This window comes from Aeromonas sp. HMWF017 (genome assembly GCF_003061465.1).
Taxonomy (GTDB): Bacteria; Pseudomonadota; Gammaproteobacteria; order Enterobacterales; family Aeromonadaceae; genus Aeromonas; species Aeromonas veronii.
In genome coordinates this window covers 1-18755 of record NZ_QAJD01000018.1, presented here as the reverse complement: position 1 = coordinate 18755, position 18755 = coordinate 1, and the positions used below count along the sequence as shown (strand labels likewise).

The following is an 18755-nucleotide window of genomic DNA, read 5'->3' as shown; positions in this document are numbered from 1 at the left end:
CCGATTGTGTTTGCGAACAAGAGATTAGCCATGGCCCATGACAACGCTCCCCGCCTGGAGCCCCGCCTGTTTCATCCCCGTTACTGGGCCAGCTGGTTCGGCCTAGGCTTGCTCTGGCTGCTGACCCTGCTGCCGTGGCGCAGCCAGATGTGGCTGGGCCGTCAGCTCGGTCGTCTCGCCGCCAGGATATTGAAGTCCCGGGTCAAGATTGCCCGTCGCAATCTGGAGCTGGCGATGCCCGAGCTGACCCGGGATGAGCGGGAGAAACTGCTTAAGGCCAACTTCGAGAGCGTGGGCTGCGCCGTGTTCGAGGTGGGGATCGCCTGGTTCTGGCCAGACTGGCGGATGCGCAACCTGATGAAGGTGGAAGGGGAAGAGCACGTCATCGCCGCCATGGAAAAAGGTCAGGGCATGCTGCTGCTCTCCTGCCACTTCCTGACGCTTGAACTCAACGCCCGCTGTTTCGGGCTGGTGCGCCCCGGCGTGGGGGTCTATCGCCCCAACACCAACCCGGTGCTGGAGTATGCCCAGTACCACGGTCGCTGCGCCTCCAACAAATATCTGGTGGATCGGATGGACGTGAAGGGGATGATCAAGGCACTGCGCAACGGCGACGCCCTCTGGTACGCGCCGGATCACGACTACGGCAGCCACGCCAGCGTGTTCGTGCCCTACTTCGCGGTAGAACAGGCGGCCACCATCACCGGCACAGCCACCCTGGCGCGGGTGAAGAACACCGTCACCCTGCCCTGCTACAACATCCGCACCAGCGAGGGTTACACCCTGCATATCGGGGCGCCGCTCGCCGACTACCCCAGCGGGGATGACATGGTTGATGCCGCCCGCGCCAACCGCGAGATTGAAGCCGCCGTGCGCAAGGCGCCGGAGCAGTACATGTGGCTCCATCGCCGCTTCAAGACCCGCCCCTCCCCCGAGGATGCCGGTTTCTACTAAACCGCAGCCCCCGACATGGGATAGCTCGTAAAAACCGACAAACCGCCCGCTGGCGGTTTGTTTTTATCTGCTGTCAGCCCTGCGCGGCAAGCAAGCTACCGAAACATGATTGGCGCAATCCCCCTCGGCACTTTCCCTCAACTCTCCATCAGCCAGCAGCAAAAGAGCCCTCATCACCAACCGTAAAAACTGAAAGCGGGTTACAAATTTATTGATTCATTGATAAGCAATGGAGTGTTTCGATAGATCCATCGTCACCACCCGCTGATGAGTGACTGAGTAATTTGTCCCATTCGAATACAAAAATCGAATTTGTGACGCCAATCACCATCCCACAAGAGGGCCACAAAGTAACTTTAGTGATTTAAGTCACAAAAAATGACCATGAAAAACAGGAAAGATCGAAATGTAGCCGAATTACAGCATGGGTATGTGATGTGGATCACTGGTTATGGAGGGGGTATCGCTGGGTATCCGAGATCTGGATCACAAGACACCCCGTTTTCAGCCTAATTTGATATCAAGCTGGTAGATTGAAGTTGCTTAGACGACCGGGATGGCGGTTCGGCAAAACCGGCCATCCCGACTACCACTTTTAATCAAACAGGCTTAAAACGGGGTCCCGACATGTTATCACCGGATACCAAAGTCAAGATACAGAATTTTGGACGCTTCCTGTCCAATATGGTCATGCCCAACATAGGCGCCTTTATCGCCTGGGGCTTTATCACCGCCCTCTTCATCCCCACCGGCTGGCTGCCCAATGAAACCTTGGCCAAGCTGGTCGGCCCCATGATCACCTACCTGCTGCCGCTGCTGATTGGCTACACCGGCGGCAAACTGATGGGCGGTGAGCGCGGCGGCGTGGTCGGTGCCATCACCACCATGGGTGTCATCGTGGGAACTGATATCCCCATGTTCATGGGCGCCATGATGGTCGGCCCGCTCGGTGGCTGGGCCATCAAGCGCTTCGACAAGGCGATGGACGGTCGCGTCAAGAGCGGCTTCGAGATGCTGGTCAACAACTTCTCCGCCGGGCTTATCGGCATGCTGCTGGCGATCCTCGCCTTCTTCGTGATTGGCCCCTTCGTCAAGGTGCTCTCCGGCCTGCTTGCCGGTGGCGTCGGCTTCCTGGTGGATAACCACATGCTGCCGCTCACCTCCATCTTCGTCGAACCGGCCAAGATCCTGTTCCTCAACAACGCCATCAACCACGGCATCTTCTCGCCGCTGGGGATCCAGCAGGCGACCGAGCACGGCAGCTCCATCTTCTTCCTGATTGAAGCGAACCCGGGCCCGGGCATGGGCGTGCTGCTGGCCTACATGGTGTTCGGTCGTGGTGCGGCCAAGCAGTCCGCGGCTGGCGCCTCCATCATTCACTTCTTCGGTGGCATCCACGAGATCTACTTCCCGTACGTGCTGATGAACCCGCGCCTCATTCTGGCGGTGATTGCCGGTGGCATGACCGGGGTCTTTACCCTGACCCTGTTCAACGCCGGTCTGGTCTCCCCTGCCTCACCGGGTTCCATCTTCGCCGTGCTGTTGATGACGCCGAAAGCCTCCCTGATCGGGGTCGCCCTCTCCATCATCAGCGCCACTCTGGTCTCCTTCCTGGTCGCCGCCGTATTCGTTCGCGCCCAGCAGCCGGAAGTGGACGAGGCCGATGCCCTCGGTGAAGCCACTCGCAAGATGAAAGCCATGAAGGGCGGCAAGCCCGAAACCGCAGCGGCCAAGAAGCCGGGCGGCGAACTGATGGCGGTACGCAATATTGTGGTCGCCTGTGATGCGGGCATGGGCTCCAGCGCCATGGGCGCCGGCCTGCTGCGCAAGCGGGTGCAGGCCGCAGGGCTCGATATCAGCGTCACCAACCGCGCCATCGATCAGCTCGACGATCAGGTGGACTGGGTCATCACCCACAAGGATTTGACCGAGCGGGCCCGTCGCCATGCGCCGAACGCTCATCATATTTCCCTGACCAACTTCCTCGACAACGGCCTCTATCAGGAGCTGGTACAGAGCCTGACCCAGGCCGCCAACGATGACATCGCCAACCCGCAGCTGCTGGTGGCCGCCAACGACGACAGCTACGAGCCGCAAGCGGCCGAAGTCTTTACCCTGAGCCGTCATGACGTGCATCTGGGACTGAAAGCGGACAACAAGGAGGCCGCCATCCTGACCGCAGGCCGACTGCTGGCAGAGCGCGGTTACGTGGCGCCCGACTACGTCAACGCCATGCTGGAGCGTGAACAGCTGGTCTCCACCTACCTCGGCGAATCCATCGCCGTGCCACACGGCACCATCGCCGCCAAGGAGTTTGTGAAGCGGACCGGCATCGTCATCTGCCAGTACCCGGCCGGGGTCGCCTTTGGCGAGGCTGCCGATGAGGTAGCACGGCTGGTGATCGGTATCGCCGCCCGCAACGACGAACACATGCAGGTGATAACCCGCCTGACCAATGCACTGGATGAACCCGGTCTCATCGACCGGCTGGCCAGCACCACGGATCCCCAGGCCTTCCTGGATCTGCTGGGTGCCGAACAGGCTGCGTAATCATCTTTCATCGTCTTTGGTTCAAGAGGTTAATATCATGAAAACATTGCATTTTGGTGCTGGTAACATCGGTCGCGGCTTTATCGGCAAAGTGCTGGCGGATGCCAGCCATCAGGTCACCTTCGCCGACGTCAACGACACCCTGATCGACCAGCTCAACCACCGTCAGGAGTACAAGGTCCATGTAGTAGGGGCGGATCAGAAGCTGGACGTGGTGCGCAACGTGGCGGCGGTCAGTTCCGCCGGTCACGAGGTGATCGCCCGTATCATCACCGCCGATCTGGTCACCACAGCGGTCGGCCCCAACATTCTGGACAAGATTGCCAGCACTCTGGCCAAGGGGCTGCAGGCCCGCTTCGATGCCGGCAACCTGACTCCGCTCAACGTCATCGCCTGTGAAAACATGGTGCGCGGCACCAGCCACCTCAAGCGGGAGGTACTCAAGTACCTGCCGGTCGCGTATCATGCCACGCTCGAATCCTGTATCGGCTTCGTCGACTCGGCGGTGGATCGCATCGTGCCGCCCGCCGCGGCTGCCAACGATGATCCGCTGGAAGTGACGGTCGAGAGCTTCAGCGAGTGGATCGTCGACCAGACCCAGTTCAAGGGGGAGCTGCCACAGGTGGCGGGTATGGAGCCCACCGACAACCTGATGGCCTTCGTCGAGCGCAAGCTGTTCACCCTCAACACCGGCCACATCGTCACCGCCTATCTCGGCAAACTGCGGGGCTACCGCACAGTGCGCGAGGCGATCGAAGATCCGGTGATCCGCAGCAAGGTGCGCCGCGCCATGGAGGAGAGCGGTGCCGTACTGGTGAAACGCTACGGCTTCGACCCGCGTCTGCACGCCGCCTACATCGAGAAGATCCTGGCCCGCTTCGCCAACCCCTATCTGGTGGACGAGATTGACCGGGTCGGTCGTCAGCCGCTGCGCAAGCTGGCGGCGGGAGATCGACTGGTGAAGCCGCTGCTCGGTACCCTGGAGTACGGCCTGCCCAACGAGCAGTTGCAGGAGGGGATCGCCGCGGCGCTCCACTATCGCAATGCCGATGACCCGCAGGCGGTGGAGCTGCAAGCCCTGCTGGCGGAGCTGGGCCCGGCCAAAGCGTTGGCCCGCGTCACCGGACTGGATGAAGAGAGCGAAGTGGTTCGCGCCATCGTCGCCCGTTACGAGACCTTGTAATACCCTGCTGGCGGCGCATGACCGGATGCTCCAATTGATTGAATCGCAAGGAAATGCGCCCCATATGATAAAAACCGGGAGAGAGGCCCACTCTCTCCCTGTCAGCTGGACCCAATGCACCTATGACCACACACCAGGAAGATGAAGTACTGGAACGACTGAACGAGCAGGATGGCCCCCGCGGCTTCTTTCTCGAAGCCGTGACCATCCTGGAAGAAGCGGTCGACTCCCTGATGCGACGCGCCTTTCGTCAGGAGGAGTATGCCGTCAAATACGCCATCGAACCCCTGCTCAACCAGAGCGGCCCCCTCGGCCAGCTGGAGGTGCGCCTCAAGCTCATCTTCGCCCTCGGCCTCATCTCCCTTGAGCGCTATCAGGATCTGGAAGCCTATCTCAAGATCCGCGACTTTCTGGTGCGCGACCCCAAGGATTACCGCTTCAGCGACAAGCCGATCCGCGATCTGCTCGACCGCCTGCACGGGGTCAATCAGGGCGGCATGATGAAGCTGGAGCCCCCCGCCAGCGAAGAGGATTGGGCCTTCTACCAGATGCAGCTCAACCGGCTCGATCAGATGGTGCGCTCCGCACTGGTACTGGCGCTGGCCGACTGTGTCGGCGAGCTCCACAAGGAGAGCCCCATCTAATCCGGCCCCGAGGCCACCCCATCACCACGGTTGGCGTCTGGCTGGCGCCCTTTACACCACCGCCAGCCACCATGACGCCGACTGTCGCACATCTCCCCATACCGGCCATGACGCACGCTCCTTCGGGTGTCAATCTGACCAACTTAGCCACTACACTAGCTCCATACTCACTGCCTGAATCGAGGTCTGCATGATTGCCCTCTCTCTTGCCGGGATCGCCCTGGTCTCCGTGCTGGCCCAATGGCTTGCCTGGTCGCTGCGGGTACCCGCCATCCTGTTTCTGCTGCTCACCGGCCTGACTCTGGGCCCGGTCAGCGGCCTGCTCGACCCCGATGCCCTGCTCGGGGATCTGCTGTTTCCGCTGGTCTCCCTGTCGGTAGCCATCATCCTGTTCGAAGGGGCATTAACCCTTCATCTGGCCGAGCTCAAGGGGATCGGCAAGGTGGTGCGCAATCTTTGCTCCACCGGCATGCTGGTCAGTTTCGCCGTCATCGGCAGCGCCGGTTACTTCCTGCTGGGACTGGACTGGCGGGTCGCCACCATGCTCGGCGCTGTGCTGGTGGTAACGGGCCCGACGGTGATCGCCCCCATGCTCAACGTGATCCGCCCCACCCGGGAGGTAGACCGCATTCTGCGCTGGGAGGGAATCGTCATCGACCCCATCGGCGCCCTGTTTGCGGTGCTGGTGTTCGAGGCGGTGCGCCTCGGCAGTCAGGGAGATCTCATCAGCCATACCCTGCTGGCGCTGGGCAAGACAGTGCTGGTAGGTTCCCTGATCGGGGTGGTGGCGGGCTGGCTCACCACTCTGCTTATTCGCAAGGACTGGCTGCCGGTCAGCCTGCACAAGTTCGGCGTGCTGGCGCTGGTGCTGGTCACCTTCAGCCTCTCCAACTGGCTGAGCCACGAGTCCGGTCTGCTGGCGGTGACCGTGTTCGGCATCTGGCTCGCCAATCAGGAGGGGCTGGATCTGGAGGAGGTGCTGGCGTTCAAGGAAGATCTCGCGGTCATCCTTATCTCCAGCCTGTTTATCCTGCTGGCGGCCCGCCTCGATCTGGCCCAGCTCTGGCAACTCGGCCCCATGGTGCTGGCACTGCTGTGCGTGGTGCAATTCGTGGCGCGCCCGCTCTGTATTCTGGTCTCGACCTGGGGCTCGGATCTCTCTTGGCGAGCTCGCGCCCTGCTGAGCTGGATCGCCCCGCGCGGCATAGTCGCGGCGGCGGTCAGTGCCTCGTTCGCCATCAGCTTGCATCAGGCCGAGATCCCCGATGCCGACAAGCTGGTGCCGCTGGTATTTGCGGTGATCATCTCCACCGTGGTGTTGCAGAGCCTCACCTCGGCACCGCTGGCCAGCCTGCTCAAGATGCGCCAGAGCGCCCCCAACACCTGGCTCATCATAGGGGCCAACTCGGTGGCGCGGGCCATAGGCCGGGCGCTGGCGGATCAGGGGGTGCCGGTGCAACTCTGCGATCCCGCCTGGGAGTTCTGCAAACAGGCGCGGATGAGCAACCTGCCCTGCTACTTCGGCAACCCCCAGTCGGAACATGCCGAGCTGCACCTGCCGCTCACCAGCATCAGTACCGTGCTGGCACTCTCCCCCAACCGCCACAACAACGCCCTCGGGGTGCTGCACTTTGCCCACCTATACGGCGAGGAGCAGGTCTACTCCCTGCGATCCAGCGAGCAGCACGGCAAGGCCAACCGGGAGAGCGCCACCTTTCGCGCTCGCCAGAACCTGTTCGGCCCCGACATCAACTATGCCCGGCTGAGCAGCCTGCTGAGCCGGGGTGGCCAGATCAAGGCGACCCGCCTGAGCGAGGCGTTCGACTGGGCCCAGTATCAGACCGCCAATCCCAGCGCCATCCCGCTCTTCATCATGGATGGCAAGGGCAAGCCCCAGATCGTTACCGGCCCCGTCACCCCGCAGGCGGGTGAGCTGCTGATCGCCCTGCAACCGCCCAGAGAACAGGGCGCCGAATGAGCGAAGCCAACCACAATCCGCTGATCGCCCCTCTGCTGGTGCTATTGCAACAGGCGGCGGGCAGCTACAAGGTGCATGAACTGATGGCTGATCTGCGCCAGCAGGGGGCAATTCCAGTACTGGCCGACGATGAGCAACTGCAGTTGTTTCGGGTCAACTTCCTGATCATGAACGCCCTCTACCAGCTGCAGGCCGAGCTTTATGAAGAGGGTTGGTGGCTGGTGATCAGCCCCCTGGATATCCGGCTCGAACCACTGGTCGGGAGCTCGGAGGCCAGTCACGGCTTTGCCCTTAGCGAAAATCTGCGTAGCTACTATCTCGACTGGCAGGTGTTCTGGCAGACCGACCGTGCCGAAGTGGAGGCCCTGCTCAACCGCTTCTGGCGCGCCTATGACGGTGAGGGGCACAAAGCCGAGGCGCTGGCCCTGTTCGAGCTGAATGAGGGGACGAGTCAGGAGATAATCCGCCGCCGCTGGCGGGAGCTGGCACTGCAACACCATCCGGATCGGGGCGGCAATGCCGAGACCTTTATCCGCATCCGCTGGGCATGGGAGGTCCTGCGGGGATGATCCCGTTGCTGCATATAAAGGGCAGGCATAGACTGGAGCTGGATATTCCCCACAGGAGAGCATCATGACAGTCAGTGAACTTCGTAAGCTCTATCAGCAACAGATCCTGCAAGAGGCCGAAATCCTCCACGATGTGGCCATTCCCGGCTGGCTCATCGAATTCAGAGGCAAGAATGGCGCCCTCTACGAGCTGACCGACACCCTCGGCTGCCCGGTCAGTTTCGGCACCGTCGAGCAGGCCCGCGAACATCTGCATCAGGTAGCAGACTGCCCGGTTCAGGTGGAGCACCTCTACCGCTTCTTCGAACGCTAGCTCCACCTACCGCACAGTAAAAAGGCTCCCGAGGGAGCCTTTTGTTATTCCGGTTGCTTTCTACTCCGGTTGCAGCGGTTCCGCCACCTTGCCCTCCAGCTTTCTGACCGGCTTTTGCAGGATCAGGTTGGCCGGATAGGTGACCAGATCGCCGTTGTCATCACGCACCCGCACGTAGAAGAGTCCGATCTCGGTGATGACGCCGGTGACCGAATCATCCTTGTCGAGGATACGGATCCGGTCGCCAATCTTGTAGGGAAAGGCGAAGAAGATGGTGATGCTGGCAGTGATGTTGGAGAGGATCGACCACTGGGCGACCATGGCGACCCCCAATACCGCAAAGAAGGAGGAGGCGAGCACCACCAGTCGGGAGAAGTCGAGCCCCCATACCCCGGCCAGCACCAGCAAGGTGGCGCAGCCGAGCAGGAAGTGGAACACATGGGCCACGTAGAGCACCCGGTTCTCGCTCACCTGCCTGCTCTGGCCGAGCGCCAGCAGGCTCTTGTGAATAAGCCGCCGGATCAGGGTATGACCCAGCAACAGCAGCAGGGTCAGGCCAATTGATTGCCACATGGGTTATGCCTCCTTACCACCAGCGCCGATGTTTGAGCCAGATAGCCAGCCCGCTTGCCAGCGCCACCAGCGAACCACAGAAGACCCAGAAGGCGGTCGGATTCTCGGCACCGGGGATACCACCGAGGTTGATGCCAAACAGACCGGTCAGGAAGCTGGCAGGTAAAAAGAGCAGCGCCATCACCGACATCTGGTAGGCGCGGCGGTTGGTCGCCTCCGCCATCAGATTGTTGATCTCGTCTGCCAGCACAGCGGTGCGCGCCACCCCGGCATCGAGGTCGTCGAGCCAGCGCCGCAGCCGGTCGGCGATATCGAGCAGACGCCGCCGGTCATCCTCATCCAGCCAACTGATCTTCTCGTTGGCGAGCCGCGCCACCAGATCCCGCTGGGGGGAAAGGTAGCGGCGGATCATGATGAGCTGCTTGCGGATCAGCGCCAAGCGGCCATTGGCGGGCATGTCGCGCATCAGCACCATCTCCTCCAGATCGAGGATCTTGTCGTGCAGCTCCTCGACAAACTCCCCCGCTCGGTCGGTCAGGGCATCGCAGATCTCCACCAGCCAGTCGGCCGGGGTATCGGCGCCACCACCCAGCTTGAGCTGGTTGAAGACATCCTGTTCTGAGAGCAGCGGACGACGACGGCTGCTGATGATGAGATCCGGGGTGATGAAGATACGCAGCGCCACCATCTCTTCGGGCCTGTGATCCTTGTTGTGGTTGATGCCACGCAGGATCAGCAGCACCGTCTCCCCCATCCGTACCAGCTTGGGACGATTGCTCTGGCCGAGGAGCGACTCCCTGGCAGCCTCGCTGAGTAAGGGGGTCTGCAACAGCCAGCGCGCCGAATCGGGATTGCCGTAATCCAGATGCAGCCAGCCGGGATGTGCCGCCGGGACTTCGCTTCCTGCCGTCAGCGGCGCCATGCCACCCTTGCCATCCAAAGTCAGGGCATAAATCACTTCACCGGGCACCCGATCCATCTCGTCTCCTTCTCGTTTCATGTGCTGGCCCAGCTTACACCAAAGGCGGGGCCGACTCAGCCCCGCGCCGGGAAGGGGAGGCCTGTGTTAACATGGCCGCTCTCGTTTTCCATCCGCTTTCACTACAGGAAACCATGCCATGCCCATCTGGGTTGATGCCGATGCCTGCCCCATTCCGGTCAAGGAGATCCTCTACCGCGCCGCCCACCGCGCCCAGGTCGTCACCACCCTGGTGGCCAATCAGGGATTGCGGGTGCCCCCCTCGCCCTTCATCAAAACCCAGCAGGTGGAGAAGGGATTCGATGTGGCAGATCATGTCATCGCCCAGCAGGTTCAGCCCGGCGATCTGGTGATCACCGGCGATATTCCCCTCGCCTCCTGGGTGATCGATGCCGGTGGCGAGGCGCTCAACCCCCGCGGCGAGATCTACACCCGCGAGACCATCAAGGCGCGGCTAGGCATGCGCAACTTTATGGAAGAGCTGCGCTCGGCTGGCGTGCAGACCGGCGGCCCGGCCCCCTTCAATGCCGCCGACAAACAGCGTTTTGCCAACGCCCTCGACAAGTGGCTGGTCAAAGGCAAGCTGTAAAGAGACCCTAAAGGCGCCCAACATGGGCGCTTTTTCGCCGTAACATCCTGATTTTTAAAATAAGAGCTGACCACAACTATCAGGCTGGTAAGATGCGCCGCCATCTTGTCCACGCCGTAATCATCATGACCGCCCAAGGGCACCTGCTTTTCTCCGTTACCTGCACCCTGATCGCCCACAAACTGCAGCTCACTCCGGCGCTGGCCGATGCCAGCCTGTGGCAGACCATCCCTGCCGCGCTGGCCAGCGCCCTGTTGCCCGACCTCGACCACCCCAAATCGGTGCTGGGGCAGCGCCTGCCGTGGATCTCGAAGCCCCTGTCGCGGCTGTTCGGCCATCGCGGCTTCACCCACAGTCTGCTGGCGGCCGTCGCCGCCGTCTGGGGGCTGAACCAGAGCCTGCCGCCGGACACCCTGCCCATGGGGGTCAAGGATGCGCTTATCGTCGGCTACCTCAGCCATCTGCTGGGGGATTGGCTCACCCCGGCGGGCATTCCGCTCTTCTGGCCCATCAAGCGCCGCTTCCGGCTACCGGGCTGGCCGCTCAAAAGCGGTGGCACCCTCGAAACCGGCTTTTGCACCCTCACCCTGCTGGTCGCGGGCTGGTGGTGTGGCTGGCACCTGTAAACCAGAAACAAAAAAGGCCCCTGACGAGGTCAGGGGCCCAAACCGTGGCGAGTGCCACTAGAGGATCAGATCATGATGCCTGCGATAACTGCGGAGAGCAGGCTGACCAGGGTAGAACCGTAGACCAGCTTCAGACCGAAGCGGGAAACCATGTTGCCCTTCTCTTCGTTCAGCGCTTTTACCGCACCAGCGATGATGCCGATGGAGCTGAAGTTGGCGAAAGAGACCATGAAGATGGAGAGGATGCCGACGGTGCGCGGAGAGAGCTCGGCAGCCACTTTGCCCAGATCCATCATCGCCACGAACTCGTTGGTCACCAACTTGGTCGCCATGATGGAACCCGCCTGCAGCGCTTCACCACTCGGGATACCCAGGATCCAGGCGATCGGGTAGAAGAGGTAGCCCATGACGAACTGGAAGTTCACGCCAAATGCCATCTCGAACAGGTAGTTGATCAGGGCAATCAGAGCGATAAAGCCGACCAGCATGGCACCCACGATAACGGCAACGGTGAAACCGGCCATGATGTACTCGCCCAGCATCTCGAAGAAGTTCTCTTTCTTCGGCGTGTGGTGCTCGTCACCTTCGGCAATGGCCTTGATGTCGGTCACGGAGTTATCCGGCTCGTACGGGTTGATCAGAGAGAGCACGATGAAGGTGCTGAACATGTTGAGCACCAGCGCGGCGACCACGTAGCGTGGCTCGATCAGCTGCATGTAGGCACCGACGATGGACATGGAGACGGTAGACATGGCCGTCGCAGCCAAGGTGTACATCTGCTTCTCGTTCAGGTGCGGCAGGATGTTCTTGAGCGCGATGAAGTTCTCGGATTGACCGACGATCATCGAGCTGATGGCGTTGAAAGACTCCAGCTTGCCCATGCCGTTGATCTTGGCCAGCACGGTACCGATACCGCGGATCACCAGCGGCAGCAGGCGGATGTACTGCAGAATACCGATCAGCACGGAGATGAAGACGATGGGCATCAGCACCATCAGGAAGAAGGAGAAGGCCCCTTCGTTAACCAGGCCACCGAACACAAAGTCGGTACCCTGTTTGGCAAACTCCATCAACTTGGTGAAGCCGGCCGCGAAGCCACCCACCACCGCCAGACCCACTTCGGAGTTCAGCATGAACCAGGCCAGCGCCAGTTCGACCACCAGCAGTTGGCCGATATAACGCAGCTTGATCTGTTTCCAGTTGTGGCGGTTAGCCAGCAGAGAGAGAGCGAGGACCATCACCAGTCCGAGCGCAAAGTGAACGTATTCCATACCTGTAGCACCTGAGTGAATTGTAATTTTTGACCGGCGCCATCATAGACATTTGCACATTTAAAAATCAGATAGCCATCACAATCCCGCGCAATATTATGAAGGCAGGACAATACAAACGTTTTTAAATTAATTACGCAATGGACTGATATTAATCGCGCAACACAGATAACATAAACCCTTTTAAAACATCATGTTGAACAAGGTTGGCGCCATTTTCATGTTCTTTGAAAATATTCGAGCAGCATTTTCGCAACATTCCCTGTGGCGCAGTAACTGCTCGTAGAATATTTTCTAGCCATTATATTGAAATACCGAAATTGGAAAACGTTTATCCGCGATAAATAATTAGATGCGTGTTTGAAAAATAGTCCTTATTGCATTGTCAGTGATTGCCCGGGATCGGTTCGGCAACAAATGAACCCGGCATGCATCCTCGAGGCCAACCGTTCAAAAATCCGCCACATCCGGTGCCACATTCTGGTATGATGCGCGGCCTTAGCGCTCGCGCATCCCCGTTTTCTCCGAAATAGAGTCCTTTTGTGAACAACAGCGAATTTAGCAGCCTCAATCTCTCCCCCGCCCTGCAAGAAAACCTCACCAGCCTGGGTTACCTGCAGATGACCCCGATCCAGGCCCAGAGCCTGCCCCTGGTGCTCGATGGCAAAGACCTGATCGCCAAGGCAAAAACCGGTAGCGGCAAGACCGCTGCTTTCGGCCTCGGCCTGCTCTCCCGCCTCAACGTCAACCGTGTCGACGTACAGGCGCTGGTACTCTGCCCGACCCGTGAACTGGCGGATCAGGTGGCCCAGGAGATCCGTCGTCTGGCGCGCGCCCTGCCCAACGTCAAGCTGGTGACCCTGTGCGGCGGCACCCCGACTGCACCGCAATCCGCCACCCTGAGCTTTGGCGCCCACATCGCCGTCGGCACCCCAGGCCGCATTCTCAAGCATCTGGAGCAGGGCACGCTGGAACTCTCGAGCCTAGAAACGCTGGTGCTGGATGAAGCGGATCGCATGCTGGACATGGGCTTTGGCGAAGACATCAACCGGGTCATCAGCTATGCCCCCGAGCGCCGTCAGACCCTGCTGTTCTCTGCCACCTATCCGGAAGGGATCGCCCAGATGAGCCGTGGCGTGCAGCGCAATCCGGTCGAGGTGAGCGTCGAGTCCCTGCACGAGGGGAGCGCCATCGAACAGAAGCTCTATGAAGTCCCCTTTGGTCAGCGCCTCGATGCCCTCACCTGGCTGCTGAGCCACTACCAGCCGAGCTCCTGCGTGGTGTTCTGCAACACCAAGCGCGCCTGTAACGACGTAGCCGACCATCTGGCCGCCAAAGGCTTCTCGGCGCTGGCGCTGAACGGCGATCTGGAACAGCGCGAGCGGGATCAGGTGCTGGTGCGCTTTGCCAACGGCAGCGCCACCATTCTGGTGGCCACCGATGTGGCGGCCCGCGGCCTCGATATCAAGGAGCTGGGCGCCGTCATCAACTACGAGCTGACCTATGATCCGGAAGTGCATGTGCACCGCATCGGCCGTACCGGTCGCGCCGGCCAGCAGGGTCTGGCTCTGAGTCTCTATCAGCCGAACGAGGCCCAGCGCGTCAACTTCATCGAAGAGTACCAGCAGGCTCCGATGCCGCTGGGTGATCTCGACAGCATCGGCCGCGACATCAAGCCGATCGCCCCGCAGATGGTGACCCTCTCCATCGATGCAGGCCGCAAGACCAAGGTGCGGGCCGGTGACATTCTGGGTGCCCTGACCGGTGAAGGCGGCATTGCCGGCGCCGACGTCGGCAAGATCCAGATCTCCGAGCAGTACTCCTACGTCGCCGTGAAGCGCAGTGTGGCGAGCGCCGCCCTCAAGCGGTTGCAGGAAGGCAAGATCAAGGGTCGCAGCTACCGCGCCCGCAAACTGGGCTAAGGTTTTTGCAAGCCGTTAGCCAGACCACAGGCGCCTGACAGGCGCCTGTTTCATATCTCCGATGCCGCCATGCGGCAAGACAGGCACCATGACCCAAGCAATCCAAACCGATGTGAGCTGCCAGAACTGCGAAGCCTGCTGCTGCCGCCTCGAAGTGATGCTCTTTACCGATACCGGCGTGCCGGACCGTTATGTACTGGAACGGGAAGGCGAGATACCGGTCATGCGCCGGCTGGACGATGGCTGGTGCGCCGCCCTCGACCGCAACACCATGATGTGCCGTATCTACGAGGTGCGGCCGCTGATCTGCCGCGAATTCGAAATGGGTGAACCCGACTGCGTTGACGAGCGGGACAAGTGGTTTATCAAGCTGGAGTGAAGCCCGTCCAAACGGTGGACGGGGTGGTCAAGCGCGCGCAGGTTCACAGGGAGCTGTGTTGAGCTGCTCCCCCAGCCACTGGATGGCCGCTGCCTCCTGCTCGAAGTAACGTACCGCCCGAAAGGGCAATCCCTTGAAGATGTTATCCGCCAGATAGCGCTTGAAGCCCCCCCACGAAGACCACCGCCAGAAACTGACAGCCACTCTCGGCACACCAGCCAAACTGGCGACGAAAACGGGCCAGCACCTCGGGCCCGGCCGCTTCAAACTCGGTCGCGACCTCGACAATCCCCCAGGGGCCATCCATCAGACCGGCCAGTTCGTGAAGAAAGCGCGCCTCATAGGCCATGGCACCTGCCAGATTGAAGGGACCACTCGGGCGGCAGATCAGCATCTGGCCCCTGCACTCCATGTCGAATTGCCCATGTGGCTGCATGACTGCTCCCATTCCGTTACCACCACCATCGCCTGCAAATTGTTACCACAAGGTAATAATTTATAAGGAAAAGTCCAGCAGCAAACAGGCTTTTCCCAAAGCATGCTCATCCTATCCAGCAAACCGTCGGCACTCCGTCAGCACCCCATGTTACCAACACCCCGCACTGAATCGATCTCGAGATGTGTGATTGCAGTTAACGAAACGTTACTGCTATTATCCGCGCCGCCACAAACATTCCACCAGCCGAAAGGTTTGGTGCTCCAACAAGGATGTGCAATGAAAAACAGGGACTCGAGTCATTACCAACGGATCTGGCGCTGGCACTTCTACGCCGGTCTCTTTGTCGCCCCTTTCCTGCTCCTGCTGTCACTGACCGGGATCGTCTATCTGTTCAAACCCCAGCTCGACAACCTGATGTACCCCGAGCTGATGAAGGTCGCTACCGCCAGCCAGACCCTGAGTGCCGACCAGCTGCTGGCCAAGGCGATAATGACCATGCCCGATGCCAGCCTGCGTAAGTACCTGCCGCCTGCCGCTCCCGACCTGAGCGCTCAGTTCATCGTCAATCGGGGTGAACAGGAACTGACCCTGTTTATGGATCCCGCCAGCGGCGCACTGCTCGGCACCATGGACAACAAGTGGAATCTGCAAGCGGTGGCTCGCTCCCTGCACGCCGACCTGCTGCTCGGCACCACGGGGGATCGGCTGATCGAGCTGGCTGCAGGCTGGGGGCTGGTACTGCTGCTGAGCGGCCTCTACCTCTGGTGGCCGCGCAAGGGGCCCGGCGTGGGCGGCATCCTCTGGCCCAGAGTGAGCCAGCGCGGACGCCTCTGGTGGCGGGATCTGCACGCCGTGGTCGGCTTCTGGGGCGCCGGTTTCCTGCTGCTGTTGCTGTTGAGCGGCATGACCTGGACCGGTTTCTGGGGCGATCAGTTTGCCGCGGTCTGGAACCGCTTCCCCGCCACCATGTGGAACGAGGTGCCCAAATCGGCACCACTGGCCCGCACCCTCAATCAGGCTCACGAGCAGACCGTCCCCTGGGCGGTGGAGAATACCCCCATGCCCAGCTCGCAGCCGGTCGATGAGGGGCACGATCACGGAGCCATGAACCACGGCGAGCGTGAGGGTGTGGTGATGGCAAGCCAGCGCATTGCGCTGCAACAGGTGGTGGATATCGCCACAGCCCGGAAAGTGAGTCCGGGGTACAGCATCACCCCGCCGGTCGGCGTCACCGGCGTCTACACCATCGCCCTGTTTGCCGACGATCCGCGCAACGACGCCACCCTGCATATCGATCAATACAGCGGCAAGGTGCTGGCCGATGTGCGCTGGCAGGATTACGGCCCGGTTGCCAAGACGGTGGAGAGCGGCGTCATGCTGCACATGGGCAAGCTCTACGGCTGGCCCCATCAGCTCGCCATGCTGCTCATCTGCCTGATGGTGCTGGCCAGCGCCATGAGCGGCCTGTGGATCTGGTGGTGCCGCCGTCCGCAGGGCCGTCTCGCCGCACCGCCGCTGCCCGCCAAACTTCCGCCGATGCGTGGCGCCATCGCCCTGCTGATCCTGCTGGGCATTGCCTTCCCGCTGGTGGGCGCCTCCATGGTCGCCATCTGGCTGCTGGATACTCTGCTATTCTCCCGCCGTACGCTCAAAGTGGCTCGAGCCAGCTAGTCAATAACATCATTAACCAACACAGAGGGTTCCCGCTTGGGAGCCCTCTCTGTTTCATGGCAGCCGACTATCACTCCTGCTCGACCAACAAGAGAATTTTCTTGGCCTTCTCGAAGTGATCGAGCTTGTGGGTCTGGATCCACCAGGTCGCCGCCTCCATCAACAAATCGGGATCGTCATTGCGATTGGCAAAAAAAGCATAAAAGGAGAGCCCGACCGTCTCCCCCTTCTCGGCGATTTTCTGCTGGCAAACCTGAATGATTTTCTGTTTGAGTGATGCACGCATGGCAGTCTTCCTGTCTGACTGATTCAGTACCAACGCGTAGCATCGGCACACAAAAAGGGCTCCCGCCTCGGGAGCCCGTTTCACATAACAACAAGCCGGTCGTTCATCAGGAGAGCGCCAACCCGATGGAGAGCAGCAGGCTGAACAGAAAGGCGCTGATGGCGGTCTTCTTGAGGGAACCGGTCAGCACCTCGCCATCGTAGCTTTCGCGAAGGGTGCGGGCCGCATCGCTGAGAGGCTTCATGGCGGGCAAAAAGATCCACGGCCAGAAACTGGCGGGCTGGATCAGGATAAAGGCAATAGTTGCCAGCAGCGCCGCCCCCAGCAACACCCAGTGATAGGCGATGGCGCGGTTGCGGCCAAGGCGCACTGCCAGGGTGATCTTGCCGCTGGCGGCGTCGGTCTCGATGTCGCGCACATTGTTGATATTGAGCACGGCGGTTGCCAGCAGGCCACAAGCGGTGGCGGGCAGCAGCAGATCCCACTCCAGCGTCTTGGTGAAGAGGTAGTAGGAGCCGAGCACCCCCAGCAGACCGAAGAAGAGGAACACCGAGATATCGCCAAACCCGCGATAGCCGTAAGGGGTCTTGCCCACGGTGTAGGTCACCGCCGCGACAATGGCCGCGCCACCCAGCACTACAAATGCCAAAATCTGCAGCCACTGGCCGCCGAAGGCACAGCCCAGCAGCAGTAGGCCACTGGCCACCGCTGCCAGCGCGGTCAGCCCCATCGCCACGCACATCTGCTTTTTGGTGATAAGACCGGAGACCACCGCCCGCTGCGGGCCGATCCGCTCGCCGTTGTCGGCGCCGGAGACCGCATCGCCGTAATCGTTGGCCAGATTGGAGAGGATCTGCAGCAGGATGGCGGTCAGCAGAGAGAGCGCCATGATGGTGCCATCGAAGGCACCACGACTGGCAGCCAGCCCCGAACCCAGCAGGATGGAAGAGCAGGCGAGCGGCAATGTTCGCAAACGCGCCGCCAGCAACCAAACAGAGAAGGTATTTGTCATTTTGTGATGGCCAAACAATCGGATATTGATCGTGTTAAGGGTTATCGAACCGGATTTGGGTATACTTGGCCCCGGAGAGTGAAGCTCCCGCGGGCGATTTACATGGACGAATGGGCAGATAATATATAGGAAATCATCGCCCTTTGGCATAAACCTACGGCATCCAGCTACCGGATCGCTCGTTACTACCCGGCTCAGAAAAGAATCCATGTTGGCTCAGACCCATATCAAGCAACAACTGGACGCCCTGCGTCACAGCAACGTCAGCGGCTTCGTACGGTTGCGAGTGGCGATCGAAATCCGCTCCTTTCTGGGCTGGCTCGCGGCGCAAACCCTCTATCCCCGCATCTACTGGCAGGCCCGTGGAGAGGCTCGTCCCGAGTATGTCGCGCTGGGCGCCATCCATGAACTGACCGAGCCGCACGCCATCAAGCAGGTGTGCACTAACACAGCCAACCAGCATCATGACGACAGCCCTCGCTACTATGGTGGACTCGCGTTCGATCCGGCCCAGTCCGGCTGGCAAGGGTTTGGCCCCTGCCGTTTCGTGCTGCCACGCATCGAGCTGGTGCGCCGTGGCGAGTGCGTCAGTCTCTGCCTCAACCTCTGGCTGGATGAAAACAATCTCGAGGCCGAACTGCAGGCGGCCGAAGCCGCCCTCGATGCCCTGCGCCCGGAAGCCCCGCTGCCCGCCCTGCAAAAGCAGCCCTGGCAGCGACAGGATTGCCCCGGCCCCGCCCAGTGGCAAACGCTGGTGGAGCGCGTCACCGCCCCCGATTTTCAGGCGCACACTCCCAAGGTGGTGCTGTCGCGGGAG

At 60.9% G+C, this 18755-nt stretch carries 17 protein-coding genes and 2 pseudogenes; 13 read left to right on the top strand and 6 right to left on the bottom strand.

Annotation, left to right across the window (positions count from 1 at the left end; genetic code table 11):
• The first annotated feature begins 30 nt into the window (after positions 1–30).
• From lpxL to DBR30_RS01535, 7 genes are all read left to right on the top strand, one after another.
• A complete protein-coding gene (lpxL, locus tag DBR30_RS01565) occupies positions 31–954 on the top strand; it encodes an LpxL/LpxP family Kdo(2)-lipid IV(A) lauroyl/palmitoleoyl acyltransferase (RefSeq protein ID WP_021231687.1) in 924 nt (307 codons plus the stop codon).
• 627 nt (positions 955–1581) lie between these two features.
• On the top strand, positions 1582–3504 hold the full coding sequence (locus DBR30_RS01560) for a PTS mannitol transporter subunit IICBA (protein ID WP_108540535.1): 1923 nt from the start codon (positions 1582–1584) through the stop codon (positions 3502–3504).
• A 37-nt stretch (positions 3505–3541) separates the two neighbouring features.
• On the top strand, positions 3542–4687 hold the full coding sequence (locus tag DBR30_RS01555; RefSeq protein ID WP_005363105.1) for a mannitol-1-phosphate 5-dehydrogenase: 1146 nt from the start codon (positions 3542–3544) through the stop codon (positions 4685–4687).
• A 122-nt stretch (positions 4688–4809) separates the two neighbouring features.
• On the top strand, positions 4810–5331 hold the full coding sequence (locus DBR30_RS01550) for an MltR family transcriptional regulator (protein WP_005354914.1): 522 nt from the start codon (positions 4810–4812) through the stop codon (positions 5329–5331).
• Between the two features lie 190 nt (positions 5332–5521).
• Complete coding sequence (locus DBR30_RS01545) at positions 5522–7309, top strand: cation:proton antiporter (protein WP_108540529.1); 1788 nt, start codon at positions 5522–5524, stop codon at positions 7307–7309.
• On the top strand, positions 7306–7878 hold the full coding sequence (locus DBR30_RS01540; protein ID WP_108540527.1) for a DNA-J related domain-containing protein: 573 nt from the start codon (positions 7306–7308) through the stop codon (positions 7876–7878). Before DBR30_RS01545 ends, DBR30_RS01540 begins: the two co-directional genes overlap by 4 nt.
• 64 nt (positions 7879–7942) lie before the next feature.
• Complete coding sequence (locus DBR30_RS01535) at positions 7943–8191, top strand: hypothetical protein (protein ID WP_108540524.1); 249 nt, start codon at positions 7943–7945, stop codon at positions 8189–8191.
• 60 nt (positions 8192–8251) lie between these two features.
• On the opposite strand, the gene DBR30_RS01530 is transcribed toward DBR30_RS01535, so the two are convergent.
• Both DBR30_RS01530 and zntB read right to left on the bottom strand, forming a co-directional pair.
• On the bottom strand, positions 8252–8764 hold the full coding sequence (locus tag DBR30_RS01530) for a mechanosensitive ion channel domain-containing protein (RefSeq protein WP_005354921.1): 513 nt from the start codon (positions 8762–8764) through the stop codon (positions 8252–8254).
• Positions 8765–8777: 13 nt separating this feature from the next.
• Entirely contained in the window at positions 8778–9743 is a 966-nt protein-coding gene (gene zntB, locus DBR30_RS01525; protein ID WP_005341467.1) for a zinc transporter ZntB, read from the bottom strand.
• 139 nt (positions 9744–9882) lie between these two features.
• Here zntB and DBR30_RS01520 point away from each other — a divergent pair, with 139 nt between their 5' ends.
• Positions 9883–10332 carry a YaiI/YqxD family protein gene (locus DBR30_RS01520; RefSeq protein WP_005335916.1) on the top strand — a complete coding sequence of 150 codons (450 nt, stop codon included), beginning with the start codon at positions 9883–9885 and terminating at the stop codon, positions 10330–10332.
• A 125-nt stretch (positions 10333–10457) separates the two neighbouring features.
• Positions 10458–10958 carry a metal-dependent hydrolase gene (locus DBR30_RS01515; RefSeq protein ID WP_108540539.1) on the top strand — a complete coding sequence of 167 codons (501 nt, stop codon included), beginning with the start codon at positions 10458–10460 and terminating at the stop codon, positions 10956–10958.
• A gap of 65 nt (positions 10959–11023) precedes the next feature.
• Here DBR30_RS01515 and DBR30_RS01510 read toward each other — a convergent pair whose 3' ends face one another.
• Positions 11024–12229, bottom strand: coding sequence for a NupC/NupG family nucleoside CNT transporter (locus tag DBR30_RS01510; protein WP_108540521.1), 1206 nt, complete (start codon positions 12227–12229; stop codon positions 11024–11026).
• Between the two features lie 542 nt (positions 12230–12771).
• On the opposite strand from DBR30_RS01510, the gene dbpA reads away from it, so the two are divergent.
• On the top strand, positions 12772–14151 hold the full coding sequence (gene dbpA, locus DBR30_RS01505) for an ATP-dependent RNA helicase DbpA (RefSeq protein WP_108540519.1): 1380 nt from the start codon (positions 12772–12774) through the stop codon (positions 14149–14151).
• Positions 14152–14239: 88 nt separating this feature from the next.
• Positions 14240–14530, top strand: a complete 291-nt coding sequence (locus DBR30_RS01500; RefSeq protein ID WP_058059358.1) for a YkgJ family cysteine cluster protein — start codon at positions 14240–14242, stop codon at positions 14528–14530.
• A 27-nt stretch (positions 14531–14557) separates the two neighbouring features.
• Here DBR30_RS01500 and DBR30_RS01495 read toward each other — a convergent pair.
• Positions 14558–14966, bottom strand: a pseudogene (locus DBR30_RS01495) (hypothetical protein).
• A gap of 279 nt (positions 14967–15245) precedes the next feature.
• On the opposite strand from DBR30_RS01495, the gene DBR30_RS01490 reads away from it, so the two are divergent.
• Positions 15246–16640 carry a PepSY-associated TM helix domain-containing protein gene (locus DBR30_RS01490; RefSeq protein WP_108540516.1) on the top strand — a complete coding sequence of 465 codons (1395 nt, stop codon included), beginning with the start codon at positions 15246–15248 and terminating at the stop codon, positions 16638–16640.
• A 70-nt stretch (positions 16641–16710) separates the two neighbouring features.
• On the opposite strand, the gene DBR30_RS01485 is transcribed toward DBR30_RS01490, so the two are convergent.
• Both DBR30_RS01485 and DBR30_RS01480 read right to left on the bottom strand, forming a co-directional pair.
• The gene (locus DBR30_RS01485) at positions 16711–16926 is read right to left on the bottom strand and encodes a DUF6500 family protein (protein WP_108540513.1); all 216 of its coding nucleotides are present in this window, start codon (positions 16924–16926) and stop codon (positions 16711–16713) included.
• Between the two features lie 106 nt (positions 16927–17032).
• Complete coding sequence (locus tag DBR30_RS01480) at positions 17033–17938, bottom strand: 1,4-dihydroxy-2-naphthoate polyprenyltransferase (protein WP_181363464.1); 906 nt, start codon at positions 17936–17938, stop codon at positions 17033–17035.
• Positions 17939–18146: 208 nt separating this feature from the next.
• Between DBR30_RS01480 and DBR30_RS01475 the strand changes: the two are divergent.
• Positions 18147–18755 (top strand): annotated as a pseudogene (locus tag DBR30_RS01475) (isochorismate synthase); the annotation flags it as partial.